The 23,110-nt window shown below is 55.4% G+C and carries 18 protein-coding genes and 1 pseudogene; 12 read left to right on the forward strand and 7 right to left on the reverse strand.

The features are described from left to right. The first annotated feature begins 1 nt into the window (after position 1). Positions 2-784, forward strand: coding sequence for a 2-oxo-tetronate isomerase (gene otnI / locus ACUN0G_RS32365; protein ID WP_445575392.1), 783 nt, complete (start codon positions 2-4; stop codon positions 782-784). 50 nt (positions 785-834) lie between these two features. On the opposite strand, the gene ACUN0G_RS32370 is transcribed toward otnI, so the two are convergent. Continuing rightward, positions 835-1,656 carry a DeoR/GlpR family DNA-binding transcription regulator gene (locus tag ACUN0G_RS32370; RefSeq protein WP_421523928.1) on the reverse strand — a complete coding sequence of 274 codons (822 nt, stop codon included), beginning with the start codon at positions 1,654-1,656 and terminating at the stop codon, positions 835-837. A 246-nt stretch (positions 1,657-1,902) separates the two neighbouring features. Between ACUN0G_RS32370 and ACUN0G_RS32375 the strand changes: the two genes are divergently transcribed. Together ACUN0G_RS32375 and ACUN0G_RS32380 are read left to right on the forward strand one after the other, a co-directional pair. Then, complete coding sequence (locus ACUN0G_RS32375; protein ID WP_445575393.1) at positions 1,903-2,742, forward strand: EcsC family protein; 840 nt, start codon at positions 1,903-1,905, stop codon at positions 2,740-2,742. Between the two features lie 166 nt (positions 2,743-2,908). Then, entirely contained in the window at positions 2,909-4,705 is a 1,797-nt protein-coding gene (locus tag ACUN0G_RS32380) for a sensor domain-containing phosphodiesterase (protein ID WP_445575394.1), read from the forward strand. A gap of 392 nt (positions 4,706-5,097) precedes the next feature. On the opposite strand, the gene ACUN0G_RS32385 is transcribed toward ACUN0G_RS32380, so the two are convergent. Then, positions 5,098-5,943 (reverse strand): WYL domain-containing protein, encoded by an 846-nt coding sequence (locus tag ACUN0G_RS32385; protein WP_301279513.1) that lies wholly within the window; start codon positions 5,941-5,943, stop codon positions 5,098-5,100. A gap of 96 nt (positions 5,944-6,039) precedes the next feature. On the opposite strand from ACUN0G_RS32385, the gene ACUN0G_RS32390 reads away from it, so the two are divergent. The 4 genes from ACUN0G_RS32390 (at position 6,040) to ACUN0G_RS32405 (ending at position 12,616) form a co-directional block, all read left to right on the forward strand. After that, the gene (locus tag ACUN0G_RS32390; RefSeq protein WP_445575395.1) at positions 6,040-7,452 is read left to right on the forward strand and encodes a Wadjet anti-phage system protein JetA family protein; all 1,413 of its coding nucleotides are present in this window, start codon (positions 6,040-6,042) and stop codon (positions 7,450-7,452) included. After that, positions 7,452-8,054: a DUF4194 domain-containing protein gene (locus ACUN0G_RS32395; protein WP_445575396.1), complete on the forward strand. Its 603-nt coding sequence runs from the start codon at positions 7,452-7,454 to the stop codon at positions 8,052-8,054. The genes ACUN0G_RS32390 and ACUN0G_RS32395 overlap by 1 nt, the downstream gene beginning before the upstream one ends. Then, complete coding sequence (locus ACUN0G_RS32400) at positions 8,041-11,463, forward strand: SbcC/MukB-like Walker B domain-containing protein (RefSeq protein WP_445575397.1); 3,423 nt, start codon at positions 8,041-8,043, stop codon at positions 11,461-11,463. Before ACUN0G_RS32395 ends, ACUN0G_RS32400 begins: the two co-directional genes overlap by 14 nt. Before the next feature lie 130 nt (positions 11,464-11,593). Further along, positions 11,594-12,616 (forward strand): Wadjet anti-phage system protein JetD domain-containing protein, encoded by a 1,023-nt coding sequence (locus ACUN0G_RS32405; RefSeq protein WP_445575398.1) that lies wholly within the window; start codon positions 11,594-11,596, stop codon positions 12,614-12,616. A gap of 67 nt (positions 12,617-12,683) precedes the next feature. On the opposite strand, the gene ACUN0G_RS32410 is transcribed toward ACUN0G_RS32405, so the two are convergent. The 3 genes from ACUN0G_RS32410 to ACUN0G_RS32420 form a co-directional block, all read right to left on the reverse strand. Beyond that, positions 12,684-13,454 carry a hypothetical protein gene (locus tag ACUN0G_RS32410; RefSeq protein ID WP_445575399.1) on the reverse strand — a complete coding sequence of 257 codons (771 nt, stop codon included), beginning with the start codon at positions 13,452-13,454 and terminating at the stop codon, positions 12,684-12,686. 243 nt (positions 13,455-13,697) lie between these two features. Continuing rightward, positions 13,698-15,227, reverse strand: a complete 1,530-nt coding sequence (locus ACUN0G_RS32415; protein WP_445575400.1) for a hypothetical protein — start codon at positions 15,225-15,227, stop codon at positions 13,698-13,700. Then, entirely contained in the window at positions 15,196-16,248 is a 1,053-nt protein-coding gene (locus ACUN0G_RS32420; RefSeq protein WP_445575401.1) for a hypothetical protein, read from the reverse strand. The genes ACUN0G_RS32415 and ACUN0G_RS32420 overlap by 32 nt, the downstream gene beginning before the upstream one ends. Positions 16,249-16,491: 243 nt before the next feature. Between ACUN0G_RS32420 and ACUN0G_RS32425 the strand changes: the two genes are divergently transcribed. The 5 genes from ACUN0G_RS32425 to ACUN0G_RS32445 all read left to right on the forward strand — a co-directional run bounded on the left by ACUN0G_RS32425 (position 16,492) and on the right by ACUN0G_RS32445 (position 21,214). Continuing rightward, on the forward strand, positions 16,492-16,806 hold the full coding sequence (locus tag ACUN0G_RS32425; protein WP_445575402.1) for a hypothetical protein: 315 nt from the start codon (positions 16,492-16,494) through the stop codon (positions 16,804-16,806). Between the two features lie 257 nt (positions 16,807-17,063). Next, positions 17,064-17,546 (forward strand): hypothetical protein, encoded by a 483-nt coding sequence (locus ACUN0G_RS32430; protein WP_445575403.1) that lies wholly within the window; start codon positions 17,064-17,066, stop codon positions 17,544-17,546. Next, positions 17,543-18,505: a patatin-like phospholipase family protein gene (locus tag ACUN0G_RS32435; RefSeq protein ID WP_445575404.1), complete on the forward strand. Its 963-nt coding sequence runs from the start codon at positions 17,543-17,545 to the stop codon at positions 18,503-18,505. The genes ACUN0G_RS32430 and ACUN0G_RS32435 overlap by 4 nt, the downstream gene beginning before the upstream one ends. A 12-nt stretch (positions 18,506-18,517) precedes the next feature. Next, a complete protein-coding gene (locus ACUN0G_RS32440; protein WP_445575405.1) occupies positions 18,518-19,411 on the forward strand; it encodes a nucleotidyltransferase domain-containing protein in 894 nt (297 codons plus the stop codon). A gap of 57 nt (positions 19,412-19,468) precedes the next feature. Beyond that, positions 19,469-21,214 carry a hypothetical protein gene (locus ACUN0G_RS32445; protein WP_445575406.1) on the forward strand — a complete coding sequence of 582 codons (1,746 nt, stop codon included), beginning with the start codon at positions 19,469-19,471 and terminating at the stop codon, positions 21,212-21,214. 77 nt (positions 21,215-21,291) lie between these two features. On the opposite strand, the pseudogene ACUN0G_RS32450 reads toward ACUN0G_RS32445, so the two are convergent. Both ACUN0G_RS32450 and ACUN0G_RS32455 read right to left on the reverse strand, forming a co-directional pair. After that, positions 21,292-21,399 (reverse strand): annotated as a pseudogene (locus ACUN0G_RS32450) (DUF736 family protein); the annotation flags it as partial. Between the two features lie 105 nt (positions 21,400-21,504). Then, on the reverse strand, positions 21,505-22,329 hold the full coding sequence (locus tag ACUN0G_RS32455) for a DUF932 domain-containing protein (protein ID WP_445575407.1): 825 nt from the start codon (positions 22,327-22,329) through the stop codon (positions 21,505-21,507). Positions 22,330-23,110 lie beyond the last annotated feature (781 nt).

Raw genomic sequence — 23,110 nt, forward strand, 5'->3', positions numbered from 1 at the left:
CATGCCTCGCTTTGCTGCCAACCTGAGCATGCTCTACCCCGAACACCCGTTTCTGGAGCGCTTCGCCGCGGCCGCCGCCGACGGATTCGAGGCGGTGGAGTATCTGTTTCCCTATGAGTACAGCCCGCAGGAACTGCGACAACGCCTGAACGACAACGGCCTGGTACAAGCCCTGTTCAACGCGCCGCCGGGTGATTGGGCGGCGGGCGAGCGCGGCATCGCGACCTTGCCGGGTCGCGAGGACGAGTTTCGCGCCGGCTTCGACCGGGCGCTGGAGTACGCCGCCGTGCTGGGCAATACCCGCATCCATGTGATGGCCGGCTTGCTGCCGTCGGAAATCGACCGCGCGCGGCACCATGGCGTGTACCTGGAAAACCTTGCCTACGCTGCCGCCCAAGCTGCGCAGGCCGACGTTACAGTGCTGCTGGAACCGATCAACACCCGGGACATGCCGGGGTTTTTCCTCAACCGCCAGGATCAGGCACAGGCCATCTGCAAGGAGGTCGGCGCCCGCAACCTGAAGGTCCAGTTCGACTGTTATCACTGCCAGATCGTCGAGGGCGACCTGGCCGTGAAGCTGCGTCGTGACATGGGCGGCATTGGCCATATCCAGATTGCCGGCGTGCCCGATCGGCATGAACCGGACCTCGGGGAGTTGAATTACCCTTACCTGTTCGAGCTGATCGATGAACTGGGGTATGACGGATGGATAGGCTGCGAATACCGACCGCGGGGCGATACCTCGGCCGGCCTGCAATGGCTGCGGGACTGGAAGGCACGCTAAACAACGTTACCCTCCCCTGCGCGCCGCTCGCAGCAGACTGAAAAGGCCCGTTAGTCCGGCGTGAGGTCGGACGGCAACATCAGTTCGACCCCTTGCTTGCGTATGCCGTCCGCCGCGGCGGGGGCCAGCGCGGCGTCACTGATGACGATATCGAACTGCTCCAGCCCGGCGATCTTGTACATGCTGAAGGTGCCGTACTTGGAACTGCTGGCCACCAGCACCACTTGCGACGCCGACTGCATGGCCACCTGCTTGACCTCCACCTTCAGCGCCGAAGGAGTGGTTATCCCGCGTCGCAGGTCCCAGGAGCTGGTGGAGATAAAGGCGATGTCGGTGACCATCTGGCGCAGGGTGGCCACCGCAAGCCCGCCCACACACGAGTGGTTGGAGTGATCCAGCTGCCCGCCCGTGTGAATCACCGTCACTTGCGGGGCGTCCATCAGTGCCTGCACCACGCCAAAGTCGTTGGTCACCACCGTCATGCCGGCGAGTGCCTTGATGTAAGGCACGATCTCCAGCGTGCTGGTGCCTGCGTCCAGGTAGACCGTCATGTCCGCACGCAGCAAGCGCGCGGCAAGCTTGGCCATGGCCTGCTTCTGCGGCAACTCCACCACGGCCTTGAGCTGATGGCTCGGCTCACTGTGAAGCTGGCTGGCAATGCGCACCCCACCGGTGACCGAATACGCCCGGCCTTCCTGCTCCAGCAACGCAATGTCGCGCCGCACGGTCATGTGGGAGCAGTCGAACATCTCCATCAACTGATGAACACTCAGCACTTGATGCTTGCGCAATTGACGCAGTATCAGCTCACGGCGCTGATCAGGAATCATCGGTGCGCCGCTCTCGGCGGTGATGTCCTTCTGGCTTGGCATTCGAGGCTCCAACGGGTACGGCGGACGGGGTTCGGGTGAACCCCATAGTAGCGAATCCACCGAGGCCCGCGCGAGCCTGACAAAAAAATGCAGTCGGCAGACGCGACGCCTTGAGTGGCAGCCTAACCGACCCGCTGGCGAACGAAGCACGTGCGCAGATAACGAATGGGCAAAGCGTGATGGCACGATGACCCGCCCCAAGGGTCTTTGGTTTATGAGAGCCTAAAAAAATGCGTGGAGACACCTGTGAACATCAAAGACCACCCCGAGGACTACCAGGAACTCAAGCGGGCCGTCGGCTTGCTCGAGTCACCCTCCCTGACCGCCAGGCTGTCCGGCATGATCGGCTCACCCATCGAAAGTGCGGTGAAGGCATTGCCCGGGGTGGTTTCAAAAAGGATCAATGGCGCCGTGGCGGCGGCGCTGCACTCCTCCGCCGGCGCGGCGCTGAGGAGCCTGGAGAACAGCCCGAAAAAACCGGCCTCCACCCGGCTGCACAAGGCCTTCGCGGCGACCTCGGGCGCTATCGGCGGAGCCTTCGGTTTTGCGGCGCTGTTTGTCGAACTGCCGATCTCCACCACCATCATGATGCGCGCGGTCGCCGATGTGGCGCGCAGCGAAGGTTTTGACCTGGGGGACTTTTCGACCAAGCAGGCGTGTATTGAGGTGTTTGCCATGGGCGGCAACAGCCAGGTCGACGATGCAACGGAAACGGGTTACTACATGACCCGCAGCTTCACCACCCAGGCCATGCAGCAACTGTCGAAAGAACTGGCGGGAATCGCCGCCAAGCAGGGTTCCAAGGCCATCAGCACCTTATCCCCGGGGCAAGCCGGCAAATGGCTGGCGATCCTGATCGACAAGGTCGCGACCCAGTTTGGCTTTACCATTTCCAGCAAGTTCGCGGCGCAGGCCGTTCCCGTGATGGGCGCCTTTACCGGGGCGACCATCAATACGCTGTTCACCCACTTCTATCAGGACATGGCGCGGGGGCACTTCATCGTCAAACGGCTTGAAGATAAATATGGGTTTGAGGCGGTCAAGGATGAGTACATGGCCATCAAGGCAGCCCCCCGGGTGCACTAGACGCGGGGGGAAATGCCTGGCACCACGATGCCCCGGGAGCAGGTTTTCCGGGAGGGGCCGCCCGGATGCATACGTTTGAGCTATTTGTTGAATAGAAAAAACAACATCATAATGATGGCACTGTCTGATACGTTATTGTACGAACACAGCCACTCCGAGGATTGTCATGGGCGAAGGCGCTCCTATTCCGCCGAATGAAGTTGAACGGCTAAAAGAGGTCGCGAAATTTTGTCCACCCGACAGCGACCACGATGATGTCTTTGAAAAAATCGTCGAGATGGCGTCTGCCTACTTCAACGCCCCCATCGCACTGATTTCAATTGTCGATAAACACCGGCAATGGTTCAAGGCACGCGTGGGGCTTACAGAAACGCAGACGCCGCGAGAAGTCTCTTTTTGCGCCTACTCCACGCTGGACAATTCCCTGTTGGAGGTGCTGGACGCCACGCTGGATGCCCGTTTTAAACACAACGCCCTGGTAACAGGGCCGCCGCATATTCGTTATTACGCGGGCGCGCCGTTGACCACGGAGGATGGTTTTACACTGGGAAGTCTCTGCATCATTGACTCCGTCTCCCGCCCTCCCATGAACGAGCGTGACAGTGCCATGCTCAACGGCTTCGCGGAACTTGTGATGATGCGCATACAGGGCATGCGGTCTCGCAACTTTATAGACCAACCCACGGGGCTGTTTAATCGACTCAGGCTTGAGGAAGATATCCGTCAAGCGGTGAAGCTTAAAACCCGGTGCCAGGTGTATGCCGTTGACATTATCTCGCCAAAGTTCCTCAACGACATCGTAAAGGCCCTGGGGTATAGCTTTGCGGGAGACCTGGTCCTGGCGATCAAATCTCGCCTGCAAACACTCTTACCCCCGCGGTGCCTGCTTTACAAAATAAGCCCGACCCGGTTTGGCTTCCTCCTTGAGGAGGAACACACCACCGAGCACATCTGCGCAAGTATTCTGACGGATTTCAAAAAGCCGGTGGAATGCCACGGCATCCCCATCCTCATGCAAGTGGGAATTGGCGTCCTGCCTATTCAAGGCGCAGGGCAGCAAGACTGGCTGCGCCTGCTGGTCAGCGCGGCAGATGAGGCACGTGACCGCAAGCTGGGATGGTCTCTTTATGAACCTCAGTTTGATGCGGCTCAGCAACGCGCGTTCATGTTGTTGAGTTCGTTGCCGGAAGCGGTCAGCTCCGACCAACAGTTCAGCCTGGTGTATCAGCCCAAAATCAAACTGCCCTCGGGAAAGTGTGACTCGGTAGAGGCATTGCTACGATGGACCCACCCGTTGCTTGGCCCTATCAGCCCTGCTGAATTCATCCCCTTGGCTGAAAAAACCGCCCTGATACCCTCCGTGGGACTATGGGTGCTCAACGCAATCATCCGGCAAACGCTTGTCTGGAAAGCGCAAGGTGTGCGCCTGCGGATCGCGATGAATATCACCGTCAGCGATCTGGAAAGTTCCGAGTTCGTAGACGCGATGATTCATGAAATTCAAACCCACGGCCTGGACCCGGCCAGCTTTGAACTTGAGTTTACCGAAAGCATGCTGATGACCAATCCCGAAGAAGTCATTCGGCAGCTGGAACGGGTTCGTAAGTTTGGCGTAGAGGTTGCCGTTGATGATTTCGGCACGGGCTACAGTAACTGGGCGTATTTGAAGGAACTGCCCGCCACTACCGTCAAGCTTGATCAATCACTGATCAGCGGACTGGGCACCAATCAAAATGACAAGCAACTGGTTAAAACCCTGATAGGCCTGGCGAAGGGGCTCGGCTACCGCGTTGTTGCCGAAGGCGTAGAAAATGAAGAAATCCTCGACCTTTTAATACAGTGGGGGTGTTCCGAAGCGCAGGGCTACCTGATAGCAAAGCCTATGAGCGCAGCGGATCTGGAAACCTGGATAGGAGTGTGCTCTGGCGCCCCTTCATTAGACGGTACACAAAACCCTACTTAAACGTACTGGATCGCCCTGGATTTCAGTAGTTTTGCGCAGAAACGAAAAAAGACGCCGAAGCGTCTATTCCTTAAATTACAGGCAAAAAAAAGCCACTCTATTGAGTGGCTTTTTCTTTGTGTTTGGAGCGGGAAACGAGACTCGCATCTGGCGTCCGACCCATTGAAATCTAAGGGGTTTATTTTCTTGCCGAAGCAGGAAAAGACTCAATTCTGGACTTGTTTTTGGGGTGTTTCAAGAGCGAAAAAAGGGGCAATTCTAAGCAAGGCTATTGGATTCTACCCATAGCCAATGGACGAACGACCATCAAGCTGGCAGTGTCATTTTCACAGGATCAACAGGGTATGACCCCCCCGAAAAGACGTCCCAACCTCCCCCGCTCACCAGTCAACTCACAACCGACGAATATCGGCTACCGCAGGCAACTCTTCGGGCTGGTAGACCATGAGCAGATGTTCTGGAGCCCTTTCCCGCTCAGGATCGATGGCCGCTCGGAAGGATTGGATTAAATACTTGGCGATAGGGGCGCGCACGTTAAAAACCGTTGCTGCAGTCCCCCCCATGTATTCCTCACGGACCATACGGGCCTGCTCGGCCGACAGATCCCTGTGTGGCACCAGGCGCACTGCAACTATCCTGTGCCAATCTACGTCTCGATCCAGCCCTGGGAGGACGGCGTCTTCAGATGCACTTACCGCCGAAATTCGGCCAAGATTTAGATCGCAGAATGCCTCGGCTTTCGAACAGTACGCACGGATGTGCCACCGCGGTCCCGTTTGAATAAGCGAGTGCGGGCGAATTACTCGTTCATGTGCTTCAGGATTACTCATGGAGCGATAGAGCACTCTGATGCAGCGTCCTAGCCGCATTGCACGGTGAATCTGAGCGAACAGCGGGTGCCGGATCGATGTGGCATCGACCTGAATGCTCTCAACCGCCACACCTGCGGATACTGCATCTAGGCTTCCAATCGCTCCGATGAGTCTCTGGTACTCATCGAAAGTGCCACGGGTGAGTGTAGGACGTAGGCTCCAAGAACCCACATAGCTCTTGCTACCACTATCGGGCTCGCAAGCATCCGGATACTCTGCCCGAAACCCCGCAATGTCCCGGCTGGCCAACGTCTCGTGGATGTTGAACAGGTCAAGCAGTCGGGAGCGCGAAACGCGCCCTTCCCAGAGGAGCAGAATCTCGATAGCTTCAAAGCGCTCCTTTGGAGCAGAGTTGCGACGAGTCATATCCGGAAACCAATGAGAACATTTAGAGCCATAGCATAGATGTAGCAATAGACCTATGCTGCGGTTATCCGAGTAAATCAAACCGGGGCATTGGAAATGGAAGCCAGCACGCCACCGCTTTTTGAGCGCCTACCCAAGGACCTATTCCGGCCCTTAGCAGCGACCAACAATCTACGTTATTGGGATCTTCTATGCCGACTAATGATAGAAATGTGGGGGGATGGCGGACGCTCTCCCGGTGAAGAAGCTCCCAAAACAACAGTAATTCGCGCCATTGAGTCCTTCCTGGTGGCGGACGATCCATGGGAGGACGTGGAAAGTCCTATCACTATCCGCGCCCACGGCATCTTCAACTTTTTCTGCGAGAGCGGATGGCTCAGCCAACGTCGCCGTGGTGTCATCGATCACGTCACGGTGCGGCCAGTCATCGCCCAATTTTTCACAGTTCTGACCGAATTTGCTCACCACAAGCCCGAGTTCCTTGGTGGCAAGGTTCGATCAATCTTCCTCAACTTACGCGAGGTCTCTGCCGGGAAGGCTCCCGAACTCTATCCCGAGGCTGCCCGGCAGGCCAAGCAGTGCATGGCGCACATCATCAACACCAGCTGCCGCGTTCAGGAGTTGATGGACGTACTCGTGACCAAGACCACGGCTAGTGAGTTCGTTCGAGGCTTCTTTGAGGAATACATCGAGAAAGTTTTCATTGCGGATTACAGCGACTTCCGCACCAATAACCATCCACTGCAGTACCGATCGGACATCGTCAGCCTGACACTCCAGTTCCAGCACGATGCCAATCTGCGCCAATCCTTGATCACGTGGTATGCCGAGAAGCAGGCAGATGGTGACCTCCTGCAAGCAGAGGCCTTGTACGAGCGGGACACCCGTTTGCTTCTGCGATTACGCGGTGTCGAGGAGCACCTGCGTCGGCTGGATGAAGAGATTCGCGTGGCGCATCAGCGCGCCATGGCATTCTTCGAGTACAAGCTACGATCACCGGGCAACTTCGACAAGCTGATCGACCAGGCCATCAGTGCCGCGAAGGTATTGGAGGAAGGCCATATTGCATTACCTGGCATCGCAGGGATCTATCACGCGTCCGAGTTTGGTTTAGCCAAGCCCCGCACACCGCTGCGAGAGCACGTATCGACCACGGTCGCAGAGATCGTCCCGACCATCGAGGAGCTCGCCAAGGAAGCACTCCGGCAGCGGATGAACGCTGATCGCAACGTCACGCCCTTGAAACTGGCCCAATACGTGGCGCGGCATTTAGGCGACCAAAACGCAATCCGCTCGGATGAGTTGAATATCGATTCGATCCTTGATCTCTGCTGCTATCAGCGACTGCTGCTGATTGCCTCACGCGACGGTTGTCCTCAGGGCAAACGCAAGTCGGATCCCCACCTGCAGATGGTTCCGGGTATGTACGTCACATTCGTGCCCGAAACCAATACGAGGAATGAATACATGGAGCATCAACAGTTCGTGATTCGAGTGGGGAGGAAGTGATGGTCAGCTGGGAGCGATTGTCAGAACAGACGCAAGGTGAGTACGTGGTCGCCGACTTCGAGAAAGCGGCCTATCGGCTAATCGTGGAGCAAGTGCTATATGCCAGCGACCGTTTTAGCCGTGTGTCGTATCACTTGATAGTCAAGCATTTCACGGCATACCGAGACGTCTTGTCCAAGTTGGGCATGAGTCTGATACACAATCATCACCATTCCTATGTAGCCGCTATTCCAACCCACCAGGTTGCCGAGAAAATGCGCCTTAGCGAAACCCGTCTGGCGCTGGTGCTACGCCGCCTCTACGACGACCGGATGCAGTCGGCGGAGATCACTGACGGCGAGGCCTATATCTACCTCGAAGAACTGGAACGCGCCTACAAGGAGTGGCTCGGTCGGGAGCTTCCCGAGCGGGGTGATCTGCGCGAACTGGCCGTTGCCCTAAGACGCTATGGACTGGTGCGAGTGCTGGACTCCGAAGACGGACAGCCCTTCAAGATTGCGATTCGTCCTGGAATCGCTGACGTGTTGGGGGAAAGCGCATTGCATCAGTTGGCCGCGCATGCGCCAGAACTGGATGAGGAGAACGACATTGAAGTTGCTTGAGAACATCGCCCTGGTCCAGTTTTTCCTTTACGAGGCAAAGGACCTGGAGACCGGCATCAACACCGCCTTTCTGGGCCCCAACGGTACCGGCAAGTCCGCCTTGCTGGATGCGATCCAAGTGGTCATGCTTGCGGCCGACGGTAACCGCACGCACTTCAATGCGGCCAGCGAAGGCAAGAAGCGCTCCCGTACGCTGCGGGACTACTGTCTCGGGTCTTACATTCCAGGCGGTAGCTCCTACGCCCGAACGTCCGCAAACACGTACGTGGACCTAGTGTTTCGCGATGCCAAGACCGGAGTTCCCTTCACTGCTGGGGTTTCCCTCAGTGCTCACATTGACGATCCGAAGGCGGAGGTTAACGGCCTCTACATCTTGCCTGGCGTCGCAATGACTGCGAAGCACCACCTGCAAACTGAAGGTCAGCGTGAGACGGTAATGCCGTGGCGTGCTTTTCAACACATGGCGACCGATCTTTGTCGGCTCGAGGCGAAGACCGTGCCGGTGTTCACCCAGAACCGCGACGATTTCGTCCGACGTCTTCTAATCGATCACTTGGCGGGGCCCGGCGACAAGCCGAATTCGCAGTCTCTTCGTGCCGCCTTTGCGCGCTCGCTCAAGCTCAATGAGGACATCACTGATTTGAGCGAGACGCTGCGGCAACACCTGATTGAGCCCATGCCTACGGGGGTAAAAGAGTTTCGGGCTCGCCTGGACGAGGTCCGCGACCTGCGCGACCTCATCACACGACTTAAGGAACGCATCGATCGTGCGACCGTGGTTGCCGAAAAATACGGGGTAGTCAAACGCGAGCGAACCTCCGACGCAAATCTGGCAGTACTCAAGCACACTTACTCCACCGAGCGGCTGGGCGAAACGTTGGACTCTGCCGAGGTAGAAATAGAGAAACTGGCTGAAGATATTGAGCGGGCGAAGCTGGAGTTGGGTCGGTCCGAGGCCGAATTAACACTGGCCAGCGAGACACGAGATCGGGTGATTGCCGAACTCAACCGCGATCCCGATTTTCGCAAACAAGCTGGCCATGCCGAGAATCTGAAGCAACTGGAATCAACGCTTGAACAGAGGCAAGCTCAACTTCGATTGCAGTTCCTCGCTATGTTGGCCGCGCTGAGTGCAGCCACCGACTTGCCAGGCATGGAAGCCCACCGTGGCGCATTCGAAGAGGCGGCTGCGCAGGTGCAAGACCTGGAGCATATACGCGATGACGGCAGGGTCCCTCCAGCAGTTGCGATTCAGGCTACCCTTCGCTCCATGGCTCAGGCCTACGATGTGGTACGCCGCGCGGTAGCGGAGGCCGAAGCAGAGCATAAGCTTGCGACTGAAAAACGCCGCGAGGCGATGATCGCCCGTGAACGTGCCAGTCGCGGACTTACGTCTCTACATCAGTCCACGATGCAATTGATGGGTGTGCTCTCCGATGCGGGTATCAACGTTACTCCCGTTTGCGATTTGGTAACTGTTTCGGACCCCTGCTGGCAGCCCGCCATCGAGTCCTGGCTGGGCCGGCACATTGAGGCCTTGCTAGTTCCTGCTGAGAAAGAGCTTGATGCGATTGCCATCTATCGCAGCAAGGCAGCCACCGGCATTTACGGCGTAAAGTTGGCCCTACCGTCTCGTACCCGTGAATGGCGTGCTATGGGCAATGAGCAATATGCGGCAGAGCTAATCCAGGGCAAGAGCACAGAGGCAGTACAATACCTTCAGGGCGAGCTTGGCCGTACGGTGCTGGCCGAATCGAATGAGCAGCTTCGTGCTGGCGCCAAGGCGATTTCCAAGGAAGGCATGGCCAGTTCGGGCGGCGGCATAGAACGTCGGCGCCTCCCGGGTGCAGGCGAGCTACGGCTCGGCCGCACTGATAGCGGCGCGATGCGCCAACGGGCCGAACAGGATCTCCTGGCGGTAGAAGAGCTACTAAGAATAACGACTGCTGCCGTAGACCGGCTGTTGGCTGGTCAGCAAAAGCTGGCGCCCTTCGCGGACACAGCGGTGCTGCAGGGAACCCTCGAGAGCCAGTTTTTGGTCGTAGCCCAAACGGCTGGCGCGGCCGCGAATCTGAGGTCTGCGCTCGAAAGCACACAGACTGATTCCCTGGCCGGATTGCAGGCGAGGAAAGCAGCGGCTGACAGCAACGCGGCTAGCGCCCGAGAAAAGGAATTGCAGTGGACTAGGGAGGTTACCCGTCTCGGAGAGAAGCTGACGCATACAAACACCCACGTGGCGGGTCTGCAACAGCAACTGGAAGTCGAATCGCTACGGGAGCAAGAATGTCGTCAGAACACGCTCTACAACGCGAACGAAGTGGAGCGCCACCGTGCCAGACTGGACGAACGCCACAGGGAGAATTGGACCCAGAAGCTATCCAGTCTGGACCGTGCACTCCAGCAGGCGCGCTCGGCAGCCGATAACGCGGACCGTGATGCATGGTATCTGTTTGCTAACTACACTCGGGATTACAACCTTCAAAACATCGACGTCAGCAGTGGCGACTGGTTGCGCGCATTCGAATTCATCTTGGCCGAACGGCAGCGACTGCAGGACTTGGAATTGGCCGAGCAAGAGGAAAAAGCCGAAGAGGCTTACCAGGCGGCAGTGAAGGTGTTCCGCACGGACGTAGCACAAACACTGCTCACAGGATTCGACCGCATTCAAGAACAGATTGACGGTCTCACATCGGTACTGAAGTCGGCACCAGCTTTCTCGAACAATGAACGATATGAGTTCAAACACAAGGTGGTTGACGAACACCGCAGTCTTTACGACTTTCTTCGCAGAGTGCGAACACAGGGTAGCTCAGAAGACGACCTCTTTGGAGGGTCTGGAGATATCCCGGATGAGTTCCGCATGCTGGTAGAAGGAGACAACAGCTCACCCCTGCTGCACGAAACCAGCCCACTCAATGACCACCGCCGATTCTTCAGCTACGACATTGAGGTCTTCCAAGATGGCACCTCGGTCGGATGGCTAAGTAAGCGCTTCGGGCCGGCATCTGGCGGTGAGCATCGGACTCCGGTCTACCTTATTTTCGGGGCTGCGCTCGCGGCCGCCTACGGCAAGTCCAAGGGAAGTACGGCGGGCGGCGGGATCATGTTGTTGGATGAGGCATTCGAGAAGATGGATCCGCAAAACGTCCGAGCCACGGTCCAATATCTCAATGCGCTGGGCCTGCAACTAATCATGGCAGGCCCCGAATCCGACCAGGCCAAGTTATCGTCGTTCCTGAGCATCTATTACGACATGTCCCGCTTCGGATCGCGGAACGTGCAGTTCAAGAAGAATGTAGTGCTCGACGGCGCCCGTGACCTGTTACAGAGCGACAATTTCTTCGTCAATCCCAACCTGCTGCAGCAGGAAATTGATCGTCTTACCGAGGCCGACAATGTCACTGGCTGACTCTGCACTTGATCGACTCCTCTTGCGGGGCGAGCGTTCCCGGCTGAGCGGAAATACCCGAGTCCTTCGCGAGTCATTCAAGTCATCTCTCTCGCCTTACTGGCAACAGAGCCTGGACGAGCGTGACCGGATGCACGTTTACATGCAAGCAGCCTCATCAGCGGGCGCGATCAGGCTCGAATGGGCCCGACAGGGTGGAGATGACCGCCCCCTTGATGCAGTCGTGCTCAAGGACCTCGACAGGCTGGCGGCGTACCTGGGCCGCTCCACCGTAAATGCATCCGTTGCTCAAGCGGGGAACGTCCTTGCACCATGGAGCATGAACGGTCGGGTGGAAGAGTTACTCGATTGTTGGAGGCGCCTTAAACAGGTGCGATCACTCGGGCCAAACTCCGCTGCGGACTTTGCTGACGCCTTGCGCGTTCTCGACAGCATGGCCGTCGCGAGTGAGGACCGCGTCGTACGTCAGCTCAGCGTTCAGTTGTTCCGTGACTCCAAGCGTATTGAAGCACTGTGCAAGCATCTGGATCTGCTCACATCCGAAGCGCTGAATGCGCCAGCAAGGCACTGGAGTGAAGTCTTCGGCGCTATCGGACTTTCCAAAGAGCCGCAGCCGTTTCTGGTCTCAGGCATCGGAGCGCTCAGACTCTCCGATGGTATTGATTGCCCGATCGTCCGTCCGTTCGTGGGAGTGGCAAACACAGCGGTACATGGTTATTCAGGTACTCCATCGTGGCTGCTGTCGATCGAAAACCTAACCACCTTCCACCAGGCCGCCCGCGCACTTGGCGATACACGGCAAGGAATTGTCATCTACACAGCAGGCATGCCTTCGCCCAGTTGGGGCAGGGCCTACTCCCATATACTTTCGTCGCTCCCCACTGATGTTAGCGTTTACCACTGGGGCGATCACGACGAGGGCGGCTTCCGGATTGCGGCACGGGTGGCGCAGTTTGCAGCAGAGGTCGAGCGCGACCTCAAACCGTGGTCCATGGACGCATCACAATGGGGAAAAAGCGGCGAACCAGCCAAGTCTGACCAGCATCGCTCTATGGTCAAGAGTGCAGAGCGAGCAGGATGGTTCGAGCTAGCCTCGCGGATAAGCCCAGTGCTGTTTGAGCAGGAAGGCCAAACACTTCTTTTACCCCTTTGAGAATTTGCGAGTCATCCCCAGGTGCTGGGTTAATGCACGAAGCGGAAAACAGCCTGGTGTGTAGTGGTCAACTAGCCCCTGAATTCGCATCAGTATTTTCATTAAAGAGAACTAGGAGATAGACGGCCAACAGTAGAAACATCGCAAGCATAGCCAAAACAACCATGAGCTCACGGCTATGTTTCGCCACCCAAGCGTCGAACCCTACGAACCCCTCATACACCTGAACATGCGCCACACCATCGCTGTACCCGATGTGCACCTCCTCCTTCTTGAGCGCTCTGAGGTCACCCTCAAAATAGACCCAGAGCTTATAGACGCCATTCTGCACAATCGACGGAATCACCACGCTGCTGGTCGGCTCGGCCATAACCGTATCACTACGCGAATCATCTCTGATCTGGACCAGCCCCTTGGCAGGCAGCTTGATGTGTACATCCTTTACAACCTTATCACCGGTGTTCTGCAGATGAATGTAGAGTCCCACCGGATAATTGTCGGGGCCTTTCTCGAAAGGGCCATCGAACATGTAGAGATAAGGCGCTTGGCTCAGAGTCACCACCTTGTCGATCTGTTCATGGCTAAGGGTGTCATTGGCGATACTCTTGATACCGTCATAGAGATAGCCGTACTTGAGTTTGTCCTTCGCTTTGTCTACACGCTCAGAAAATTGGCTGGGATAGGTCTGGTAATCGTAGGCAAGGTAGGCTTCAAGTTTAGTATCGTCCTTGAATGCCACGTAGATTGCCGTAATTGATGCCAGACATCCGATCAAGGTCACCAGAGATTTTCCGACTTTTTCCCAACTCAACGTCTCGCTTCCTTTATTCGTGATCATAGTAATTTCAGTTCGCTGGCTGAGCGAGCCAAGATCCTCGTCTGAGGGCAAGCGCACTGACTGCGCTTGTCGGATGCCTTTAGCGCACCAGCATTTTAGATAGCGACAAAGTTAAGAATGCCCCCGAGAAACTCACCAAATCCGTACCACCTCGCCGAAGCATCAGCTCGCGGTTAGCCCCCACTCGCCCTGAACTCGTTAGAGAAATAGATAACTACCTAAGGCATTCTGTACTTCGCCTAACTACACGCCAAAATTGCTACAGCATGGTGGGGGCCGTGCAATCAATCCCGTGCCTCCTTTTCTGGGCGGATCACTGACGACTGAGGCTTGGATCGTTATGGTCCAAGGATCGGGGGAAGTGCGCTCAGAGTGAACGTCCGGACGAGCTTGTTTTTTAGGCATCACGGATGGTGAAGGCACCGGAGGGGGCAACGCTTGATCCACATGCAAAAATGCAAAGAGAATCACCCCTAGAGCCACAACGGAGAGGACGCCCAAGCCATACCTTGCCACGTTGAAGAACACGCGCTCAACTTGACCAATGGGCTCTTTCACCATCTTGTTGAATTCGTCAGTTGATAGGTAACGATACAGCTTCGGTTGCCACTCCTCGCGCAAATTTTTCTGGATGCTAATAAACTTCCAACCTGAAAAAACGCTAATTACCGTATACGCAACGGCGACCACCATGACGATGCTGATCAGGTACGCGTTAACCTGCACACTGATTCGTGCGGCAATCAAACCCAGGCCGACGGTCAGCGCGGTCGCAATCGCGGTCACGCTTTGGCGCGTTGCATCTGTGGCTTTAGAGGTTTCTTCAGTCACGGCCTTGCGTAGGTCACCCAACGACTTCAGTGTGTCTTTCGTAACTTCCGAGACGGACATCTGATAGGCAATCTTGGCGCATTCCAACGCGGAGGCAAGGTGTTCTTTGAAGTAAGCTGTGACCGTACCGTCAGCTCGGCCGGAGCGTGCTATCTCAGCGGAAAGCAGGATGTGTTTAACCTCAGCTTCCCTGGAATTTTCGTACACCCAAGCGACTGCGTCCTGAAGGCCATGAAACTCATCCATCGGAATGCGAGAGAGATTCAGCCGCAGGTTCTCATCGAACTTAAGATTGAGTTTTGGCGGCCCCTTGAAGGTTAGCGTCGACCCAGTCTCATCGATCTCATTTGCGACACAGCGGCACAACGCGTCGTAGGCGTGCGTAGCCCAAATGATATTGAGTGCATCAGCAGAATCGAGTGTTTGACCATCAGCCAGCAGCCAATGTCGAATGTCATCAGGCACCGACCTAACGGAAGCTGACTCTTTAACAAGCAACCTCGGTGCCTTCGTGGGGGGCGTCTCAGTGCATTCCAACGCTTCATCCCAGTTGCTGTATGCACGAAGGCGACTACAGAACGGTTTCGTGAGGCCAAGCACTCTCCACTGAGTCGCAGAGTGCCCTTTTTTCAGATGATTGCTGAAGCCTATTTCGGTGACCAGAAAGAGGACTGCCCCCTCCTTCCCCATCTGCTGCTCTGGCTTTTCGAGTTCGATGCGAAATGGGCCAAAATCATCCGACACTTCGTCGCGGTGATACTCGTTACCGTGCATGTCATAGATGCTGAAATACCAACCGGCTACTGACGCAGCATCGATGACCGTAAGCGTCGCCGATTCCTGCAGGCTCGACGCTGAGAGAGACGATTCACCCTCGCTGATAAGAGCCTGCTTTGTCCGAGCAAGATCGTTAAGAAGTGACGCTAGCTTTAGGTGCGACAACGCTGTCCTCCGTGACCCGATTGGTCTCCACGATGATCTGCTTCCGTTCGTCTTCTAAATCCACCACGCGCACGTTCGGGTTATCAGTCTTGTCCGGGAAGGTAATGGTCACACCTTCAACAGTGATGATTTTGCGCATATAGGGCTGACGAAGGATTTTGCGGTCAGGCTTGAACGTAAGCTCATGCAACTTGCTGGATTTCACACGCTTACGGGTCTCGCGTTCCAGGCGATTCGCGACCTTCACATCGTCAGGGGTGCCAGCAGCAACGAGTACAGCCTCTACGATTGCATTCTCATCAATTTTCAGACGCCTGCCCAAAATCCCTTGGGCATGCTTGATTGCCTTGGGCACGTCTTCACCGGGCAAATCCTTTTTGCATGCCTGCAGGATGCTGCGGAGCAATTTACGGGATATCTCACTCAGCTCGCTGTTAGAGATAGCCCTCGTCACCGACAGGAAGTCTGCAAAGTAATCCGCGATGTCGGGACCCTGCTTGGTTCTATCTGTAGCTGATACGTCTTGACTGGCCACCCCGTTGATCACACGCACCAGAGCAGTCTTCTGGATTGCCTTCTTGTCATCGACAAGTGCGGTCAGAATGCGCCTGAGAGATTTCTGGGGGTTGGCATCATCCTGCTCTAGAGCGAATTTGTAGTCGTACTTGATCAAGCTGAATATCACGACGCTAGGATCATCAACCGCCAGCTCGAACATGCACAATACCCCATCGGCACTACCACTGACGTGAGCGGTATTGAAGCTTCGGGCAAGGCCTTGGGCACCGGCTTCGAAACCGATATCGCCGTTCGCGATGGCCTCAAGTTCCCGCCGCGAGGCGGAGAGATTCTTGAACATGAACACGGGCGAGGCAGCTGTCTCTAGTATCTTCCCTGTGAAAAAACTTTCTTCCTCAAGGTCGCGCTCGGGCATAGCCTCGAAATTCTTACCGCCAACGACATGCAAAATCATCTTTTTTATCGTCAGGGAGGCTTCTTCTTCTTCCGTAAAAAAGCTCATTGATTCTCCATAATTTGCTCACGCCATCCTGTTCAAAAGGCACGGCGAGCCGCTACCGAGCAAACCGAATGGCCTGATCTCGTATCACGGCTGGGTTGTGTGTGTGATCCCTACGTAGCTCGCGTTACGTATTGATAAAATCGCCATAGTGCTACGTTGCGCCAGAGGATAGGTTGCCGCCAGAGCTAGTGGCAAGCAGCCATTACGAAATGTAAGCTACCGAAAACAGAAGAGCACCTATTTTTGATGGAAGTATTAAGGGACGTTCGCGATTTCATTGCGCTACGCAATAATCTGGTGCGTTCAATTATTCGCTACGAAATTTCCGATACTGGAACTTTACAGCTGGCAGCCATAAGACACGTCAGACAGGGGCTGGAAAAAAATCCGAAAAAAGAAGTTTTAGGCCAGATCCTAACGGCGATATTGATAGCGGCACAGGGTCAACCTCGAACAAATCTGCCGATGCTTCTTGACAAACCTCAAATAGGGTTACATTCCTCAGGCCGATGCCATCCAGGACGAGTGGTCGATGTAGGCTCCATACTGACGGCATGAATGGTCGTGTCGAAGTGCTTCTAGTTATCCTCCTTATCGCTCGCCCCGCTGCAGGACGGGGCTTTCACGATTCGCGGAAAAAAACGGAGCTAAAGTTTCAGTGGCAGAGCAATGTAATGAACACGGCTAGCGCTCTGGATTGGTTCCACGCTGGTCATTTTTCAGATCAACAGCTCTCCTCAGCCCATGGCTCTAGCAAGGTAATTATCGGATACTGCCATTGCGTCAGCGCCCATTTTTCAAGGTTGAAATGACTCATGGCAAGGAAGAAGGCAAAAAACTCCAGTGGCATCGGCATCCTGATTATTTTTGCGCTGGCCTTCAGTGCGGTCGCTGCGATCCCGAAGAATGCTTGGATCTCCACTGGTGTCATAGCCGGCATCGGCGTGATCATATGGCTGCCGGCTCAACGCGCAAAGCGACAGCTCAATCAAATCCCGACATCGCCTCAAGAGTTAACTCTCCCGCAGAACTCACAAGGCATAGGCCTTACGTCCTCTATGCATGAAGTTTCGACGAGCAATATGGACGTTGAAGAAAGTCCCGAGTTTTATACCGTCCAACTCGGCTCGCGCCCCTCCACCTCCTTTAAAATTCCAGATGCAAGCTCACAGAGGTCTGATGCCCGCTGGGTGCCGTCAGGCGAGTCTGTCACTGTTTCTGGCCTTTCGCTTCCCGGCGGTATGTTCTATGCCGGGAGTACGCTGGGTGGCCGAGAACAAGGAAAACAAAAAGGATGAGTAAATCCAATCCATCGTCATCGCTCACCACTGAGTACGCCAGCGATTGCGTATGCCGTGTTCTCGCACTGGATGGTGGTGGTGCAAAGGGCTTTTACACGCTGGGCGTTCTCAAGGAAATTGAGGCCATGCTCGGATGTCCGCTATACAAGAGGTTCGATCTTGTATTTGGTACAAGCACAGGGGCGATCATCGCCGCGCTGATTGCTTTGGGATATGAAGTAGATCAGATACACGCCCTCTACACTGCGCACGTACCGCGAGTAATGTCCAGCCGGTCAGCTGCGGCAAGGACAGCAGCACTTCAAGACTTGGCGAAGGAAGTCTTCCAAGACAAGACTTTTGAAGATGTGATGACTGGTGTTGGCATCGTCGCCACCCGCTGGATGACCGAACGGCCCATGATCTTCAAGGGTAGCGTTGCGCAGGCCCATGGGCGCAAGGGAACATTCAGTCCCGGGTTCGGGGTTAGCATCGCTGACGCAGTGCAGGCGTCTTGCTCGGCCTATCCGTTCTTCGAGAGAAAGGTGGTCGTCACTGCTGCCGGTGACAAGATCGAGTTGATTGATGGCGGCTACTGTGCAAACAATCCCACCCTTTTTGCAGTCGCGGATGCGACCGTTGCCCTGAAAAAAGACCGTAAGGATATCCGGGTCGTAAATGTCGGTGTGGGCATCTACCCGGAACCAAAACCGGGGCTGCTGATGCGGATCGCCAAGAAGTGGCTCGCCGTCCAGTTGCTTCAAAAGACTCTTGAGATCAACACGCAGTCGCTGGATCAGCTACGCGAAATATTGTTCAAGGACATCCCGACGATTCGTATCAGCGACACGTTCGAACGGCCTGAAATGGCGACAGATTTGCTAGAGCACAACCTCGATAAGCTGAACATTCTTCGACAGCGCGGGAGCGAATCGTTTGCATCTCGTGAGATGCAGCTAAGAGAGTTTCTGACATAAGGGGCGTGCAACATGGGAATACCTGAATCGCAGCTCGAAACATGGTCCCACCAAGGGTCTATCACGCAGTCCGCCTCAACTTACAGCACTATAAAAAACGCACTGGAGAGCACAGGCTCTGCGTACCACGACAAGAGCTACAAGGTATTCCTTCAAGGGTCCTATGGAAACGACACCAACATCTATGCAGAAAGCGATGTGGATGTGGTTATACGGCTCGATGATGTCTACTACAGCGATCTTTCGCAGCTGTCGCCACAAGAGAAAGAGGCGTATGACCGTGCATTCGTGCCAGCTAGTTACTCGTACGATCAGTACAAACATGATGTTTTGAAGGTCCTTACCGACCGTTTTGGCTCTGATGCCAAGGCTGGAGAAAAGGCCATCGCCATTGCTGCAAATGGAAGCAGACGCAAAGCGGACGTTATCGCAGCCATGCAATTTCGTCGATATTGGAAATTCAATGGCAGTTACGATTCGCGCTACGACGAGGGAATCTGCTTCTTTAATGGGTCTGGCGAACGCATTGCCAACTATCCGAAGCAGCATTCGGAGAATCTCACCAAGAAACACCAAGCAAGCAACAATTGGCTAAAACCGATGGTTCGCGTGCTGAAGAACCTTCGAAGCAAGCTCGTTACTGACGGTATGCTGAAGCCCGGACTCGCTCCGTCATACTACCTGGAAGGGCTGCTCTACAACGTCCCAAACGAAAAATTTGGAGTTAGCCATGGCGACTCTTTCGTCAATGCAATGAATTGGATTCAAACGGAAGCAGATAAGGAGAAGCTGCTCTGCGCCAATGAACAGTATTACTTGCTTTGGGAAGGCACGCATACCTCGTGGGAGAGAGCTAACGCCGAAGAATTTATCGAGGCCGCCATCAAGGCATGGAATGATTGGTGAAGTGAGGCGAAGACATCTGTCTTAGAACACGGCATTCAACAGGCAGGAGGAGTTAATGTGGCAGGCAGCGTCATTTACCTTTTCATGTGGGCCTATCAAACGAGCTATAGGATCCACATCCAGATTTTGGCGCGAAATGTACTCAAAAAATTAGGCGCGCCGTCTGATGCAGAAGTTCTGCTTGTGGGCGCACGTCGCCCGGATAGCAAAAATACCAATCCCGTTTGCGTAGAGCCAGAAGATGGTAGGTGGCAGCTATCCTTATTCGAAGGACTGCTCGATTCGGTTGAACTGACTTACCAGAGCCATCGATTGCAAAACATGTTTTTTGGCGATGAGCCAAGCATGCGAGACAAGCCGGAATGGATGCGTCGCGACTCGGTACGGACATCGGTTGGCAAGGCACTCGAAGACTTTGATGCAGAGCACAATGTGACATCCTTCTGCGGAGAGGTTAGACGCATTGAAGATTATTACGTCACTCCAGTCATACAGATTCCAAACGCAACTTTCGCGCAATTCCCTCCATTGCGTTCCAAGCCTACTGACAAGGGGCAACAAGGAGGCGGATTTCGCAGCCTGATACATGCAGCGATGCATGCGGCTCTTCATGAAGCTACCGAAGAGTTGCATAACCCAGATCCTGGGCGCTTTACCCATCGCAGTATGAGAGATGCGGAGGAGATCATACGGATCGCAGCGAAAGACTTTCTGCATACGCCAGGGCTAGCGATCGAACGACGGTACATTCATACCGATCTTTTTGATGCCTTGAACCTCGTCTCCTCTCTCATGTACGAAGGGGCGAAAGGCATTGGTCAGCTCATTCTCGTCAATCCAGAGAATGATGCGGTCGAATTCCTAGTGAAGTTTGTTGAGCCCGTCTCTTTTCGTGAGCCACGCTGGGTTCGAAAAGTCTTGCAGATGGCGACCACTGGCGTAGGGATCATCGCAGATAGTCAGAACATATACGGACTCGGGCAGTTGAAAGAGTCACACATATCGAGCGAGCAGGATGCGTTCACAGTTGCCTTCCTGGATCATTATCACTGGGAGTTGCGTTGTGGCAGCCAGGCATTGCTTCGTAGTCACTATGCAATACCCAAACTTCCGCAGGAACCCTTTGACAAAACAGCTTTCCTTGCAAACTATGCAAGGCTGTTCCCGCATTCAACGCAAGACGCCGGATTGAACTTGTGGAATCTGCTACTAGCCCAGGCCCATCAAGAACATGGCAGCATGATTGTCGTCGCGGAAGATGCGGCAAGCGAGGCGCGCAGGCTAAGCAAGCAAGGCACCAACATCGAACCAACCCGACTTACTGAACCGTTGCTCCGGAGTGTCAGCGGTATCGACGGGACAATATTGCTCGATCCAGCTGGATTCTGTCACGCTATCGGGATCATTCTAGACGGCGAGGCGACAGATCAATGCACGCCATCCAGGGGATCTAGATACAACTCTGGCGTGCGCTACGTACAGGAAAATGGTCCTAGGAGGCTTGCGATCGTCGTGTCGGATGATCGAACTGTCGATATCATTCCTCGAATCAGAGGCTTGGTAAGCCGCTCAAAAATCGTGCAACATGTCGCAACTTTTGAGGAGGCAACGCTCGATAATTATCATGATTCTCGAAATTGGCTAGACAGGCATCGCTTCTATATCAACGCTGAGCAATGTGACCGGATTAATGAGGCGATCGATAGACTAGATTCTCTTCCAAAAGAAGTAGGCCTTATCTATCTCGGAACGGATAAATTTGAGACCCACCCAGAGATGGACGAAAGCTATCTCACCAACTAACTACTGCATCGCAATCGCTTCGTCAGCGTCCGGCCGCAATGGACCAGGTGCAGCGGGCGACAATCAGACCACCTGAGCTTGCTGCGCGACCAGATCAGGTCGCGCATTCCCTTTTTGGCTTCAATCAGGCACGCATAGACCGTCGCCGGAAATGACGGGACATCGAGGGTCACGGATATGTAATCCAATTCGGTTGATGATGGCGTTCATCGTGATAACTCCTAGTGATTGGGATGTAGCAGCAAGAGAAATGGCGGAGGGTTGCTGCCAGCCCCTGCCAAGGTGCAGGTTCAGGCTTTCAACTGGCGCAGGCCATCCGCCAGCAGCCACAAAGCGCGATTCAGGCGGATGCCGTTGTCGATGCCTTGTACTGGGCGCGTGGTCTGGCGGCGACCGTTGGCACCGCGGGCGGACAGGCCACCTTTGATGAGGTTCTCTTGCGTGCGGTTGAACACACTCCACAAGTCGTGGCGGCTGTCGTCGTGGCGGCGCGGCATCAGGATTTGCGATTCCGTGATAGGCGCAGGCTTGTTCTCGTCGTACTTCAACGCCAGCGCAGCGCGGGCGAACACTTCCGATTCCCCGGCGCCCAGCATGACTGCCTGCATGGCGTCTCGGGATTCCTGCGCTCGGTCGAAGCCGTGCAAGACTTCGTAGGCGCCTTCGATGACGTGGCCTCCTACGTCACCCTTGTGAGGCACGCGCACGTCCGCCAGGGTGTCGCCGCAAATCAGTCCATTACTGCACACGACCCGAAACATGCCGGCGAGCATCTGATAGCTGCTGGTACCGTCGTACGAGTTAAGCAGGATGATTTCGTTGGCCTCACGGGCATTGATCTGACTGGCATGCCGCAGCCGGATCATGTGTTTGGTGTACTCACGGCGGTCGTCCTGCCGCACACGGGTCTGGCACACCATGAAGGGCTGGAAGCCTTCACCGCGCAATTCCTGCAGAACAGTGGCGGTCGGAATGTAGCTGTACCGCTGCGAGCGGCCTTCGTGCGGGGCGTCCGCGAAAATGGAAGGGGCGACGGCACGGATTTGTTCATCCGACAAGGGATGTTCCGAGCGCAACACCGGAGAACGGGAAGCAAAGCGAGATGCGAGTTGCATGGCATTTCTCCTGACAAGGTTGGCTGTTGAAGAAACCGCACACCGAATTCCTAGATTCGGAGCCCAGCCTTTCGGCTGTTCGGTGTGGTTGGCACGAAGAACCCGGTTGGCCTCGTTGCCACCGTCTTTCCTGAGTTCATCGCCCGCGACGGCGAGGAGCGCGCGGCTGGGTGCTGTCAAGGAGGCAAGCGCAGGGTTGGTGCGGCCCACAGGCGCAGCCGAGGACACGGCCCTGCACGCCTTGATGGCACACGGACGCGGGCTACAGTCGCGGACAAGGTGATGAAGTCAGGGGAGACGGCTGAACAGGCAATGGCCGCCTCAATGTGCAGACCACACGCAAGCGAAGCGCGCAGGCCCGGATCGAGGAGTCCGGGCCGTAGGCGTCAGCGATATGGAAGGCTGGCGAATGCCCGTCCCGTCAGGGATGAGCGAATAGCGAATCTGGAGTAACGTGATCCACGCAGCGGAGACGCACAGGCTGTCTTCACTTATATTTTATGAACTGAATGCCACTAGGTCGATTGTTCTAATTGATAATCAACTGTTCAAATCAAGGCAATACTTCAGGGAGGGGGAGCAATGTATCAAGAAGATATTTATCGATTGACGCCAAACGAATGGGAATGGTTCGCGCAGGATGTCTTATTCCACCTAGGCTTTATGATCCTTCTGGGGCCATCAGAAGGGCCGGATGATGGCCTTGACATGGTCGTTGAGCGCGAAAACGTGAAGTATTTAGTAAGCTGCAAGCACAACCATAAATCGCGAAAGAATGTCG

Source organism: Pseudomonas sp. 32A, from assembly GCF_052682255.1.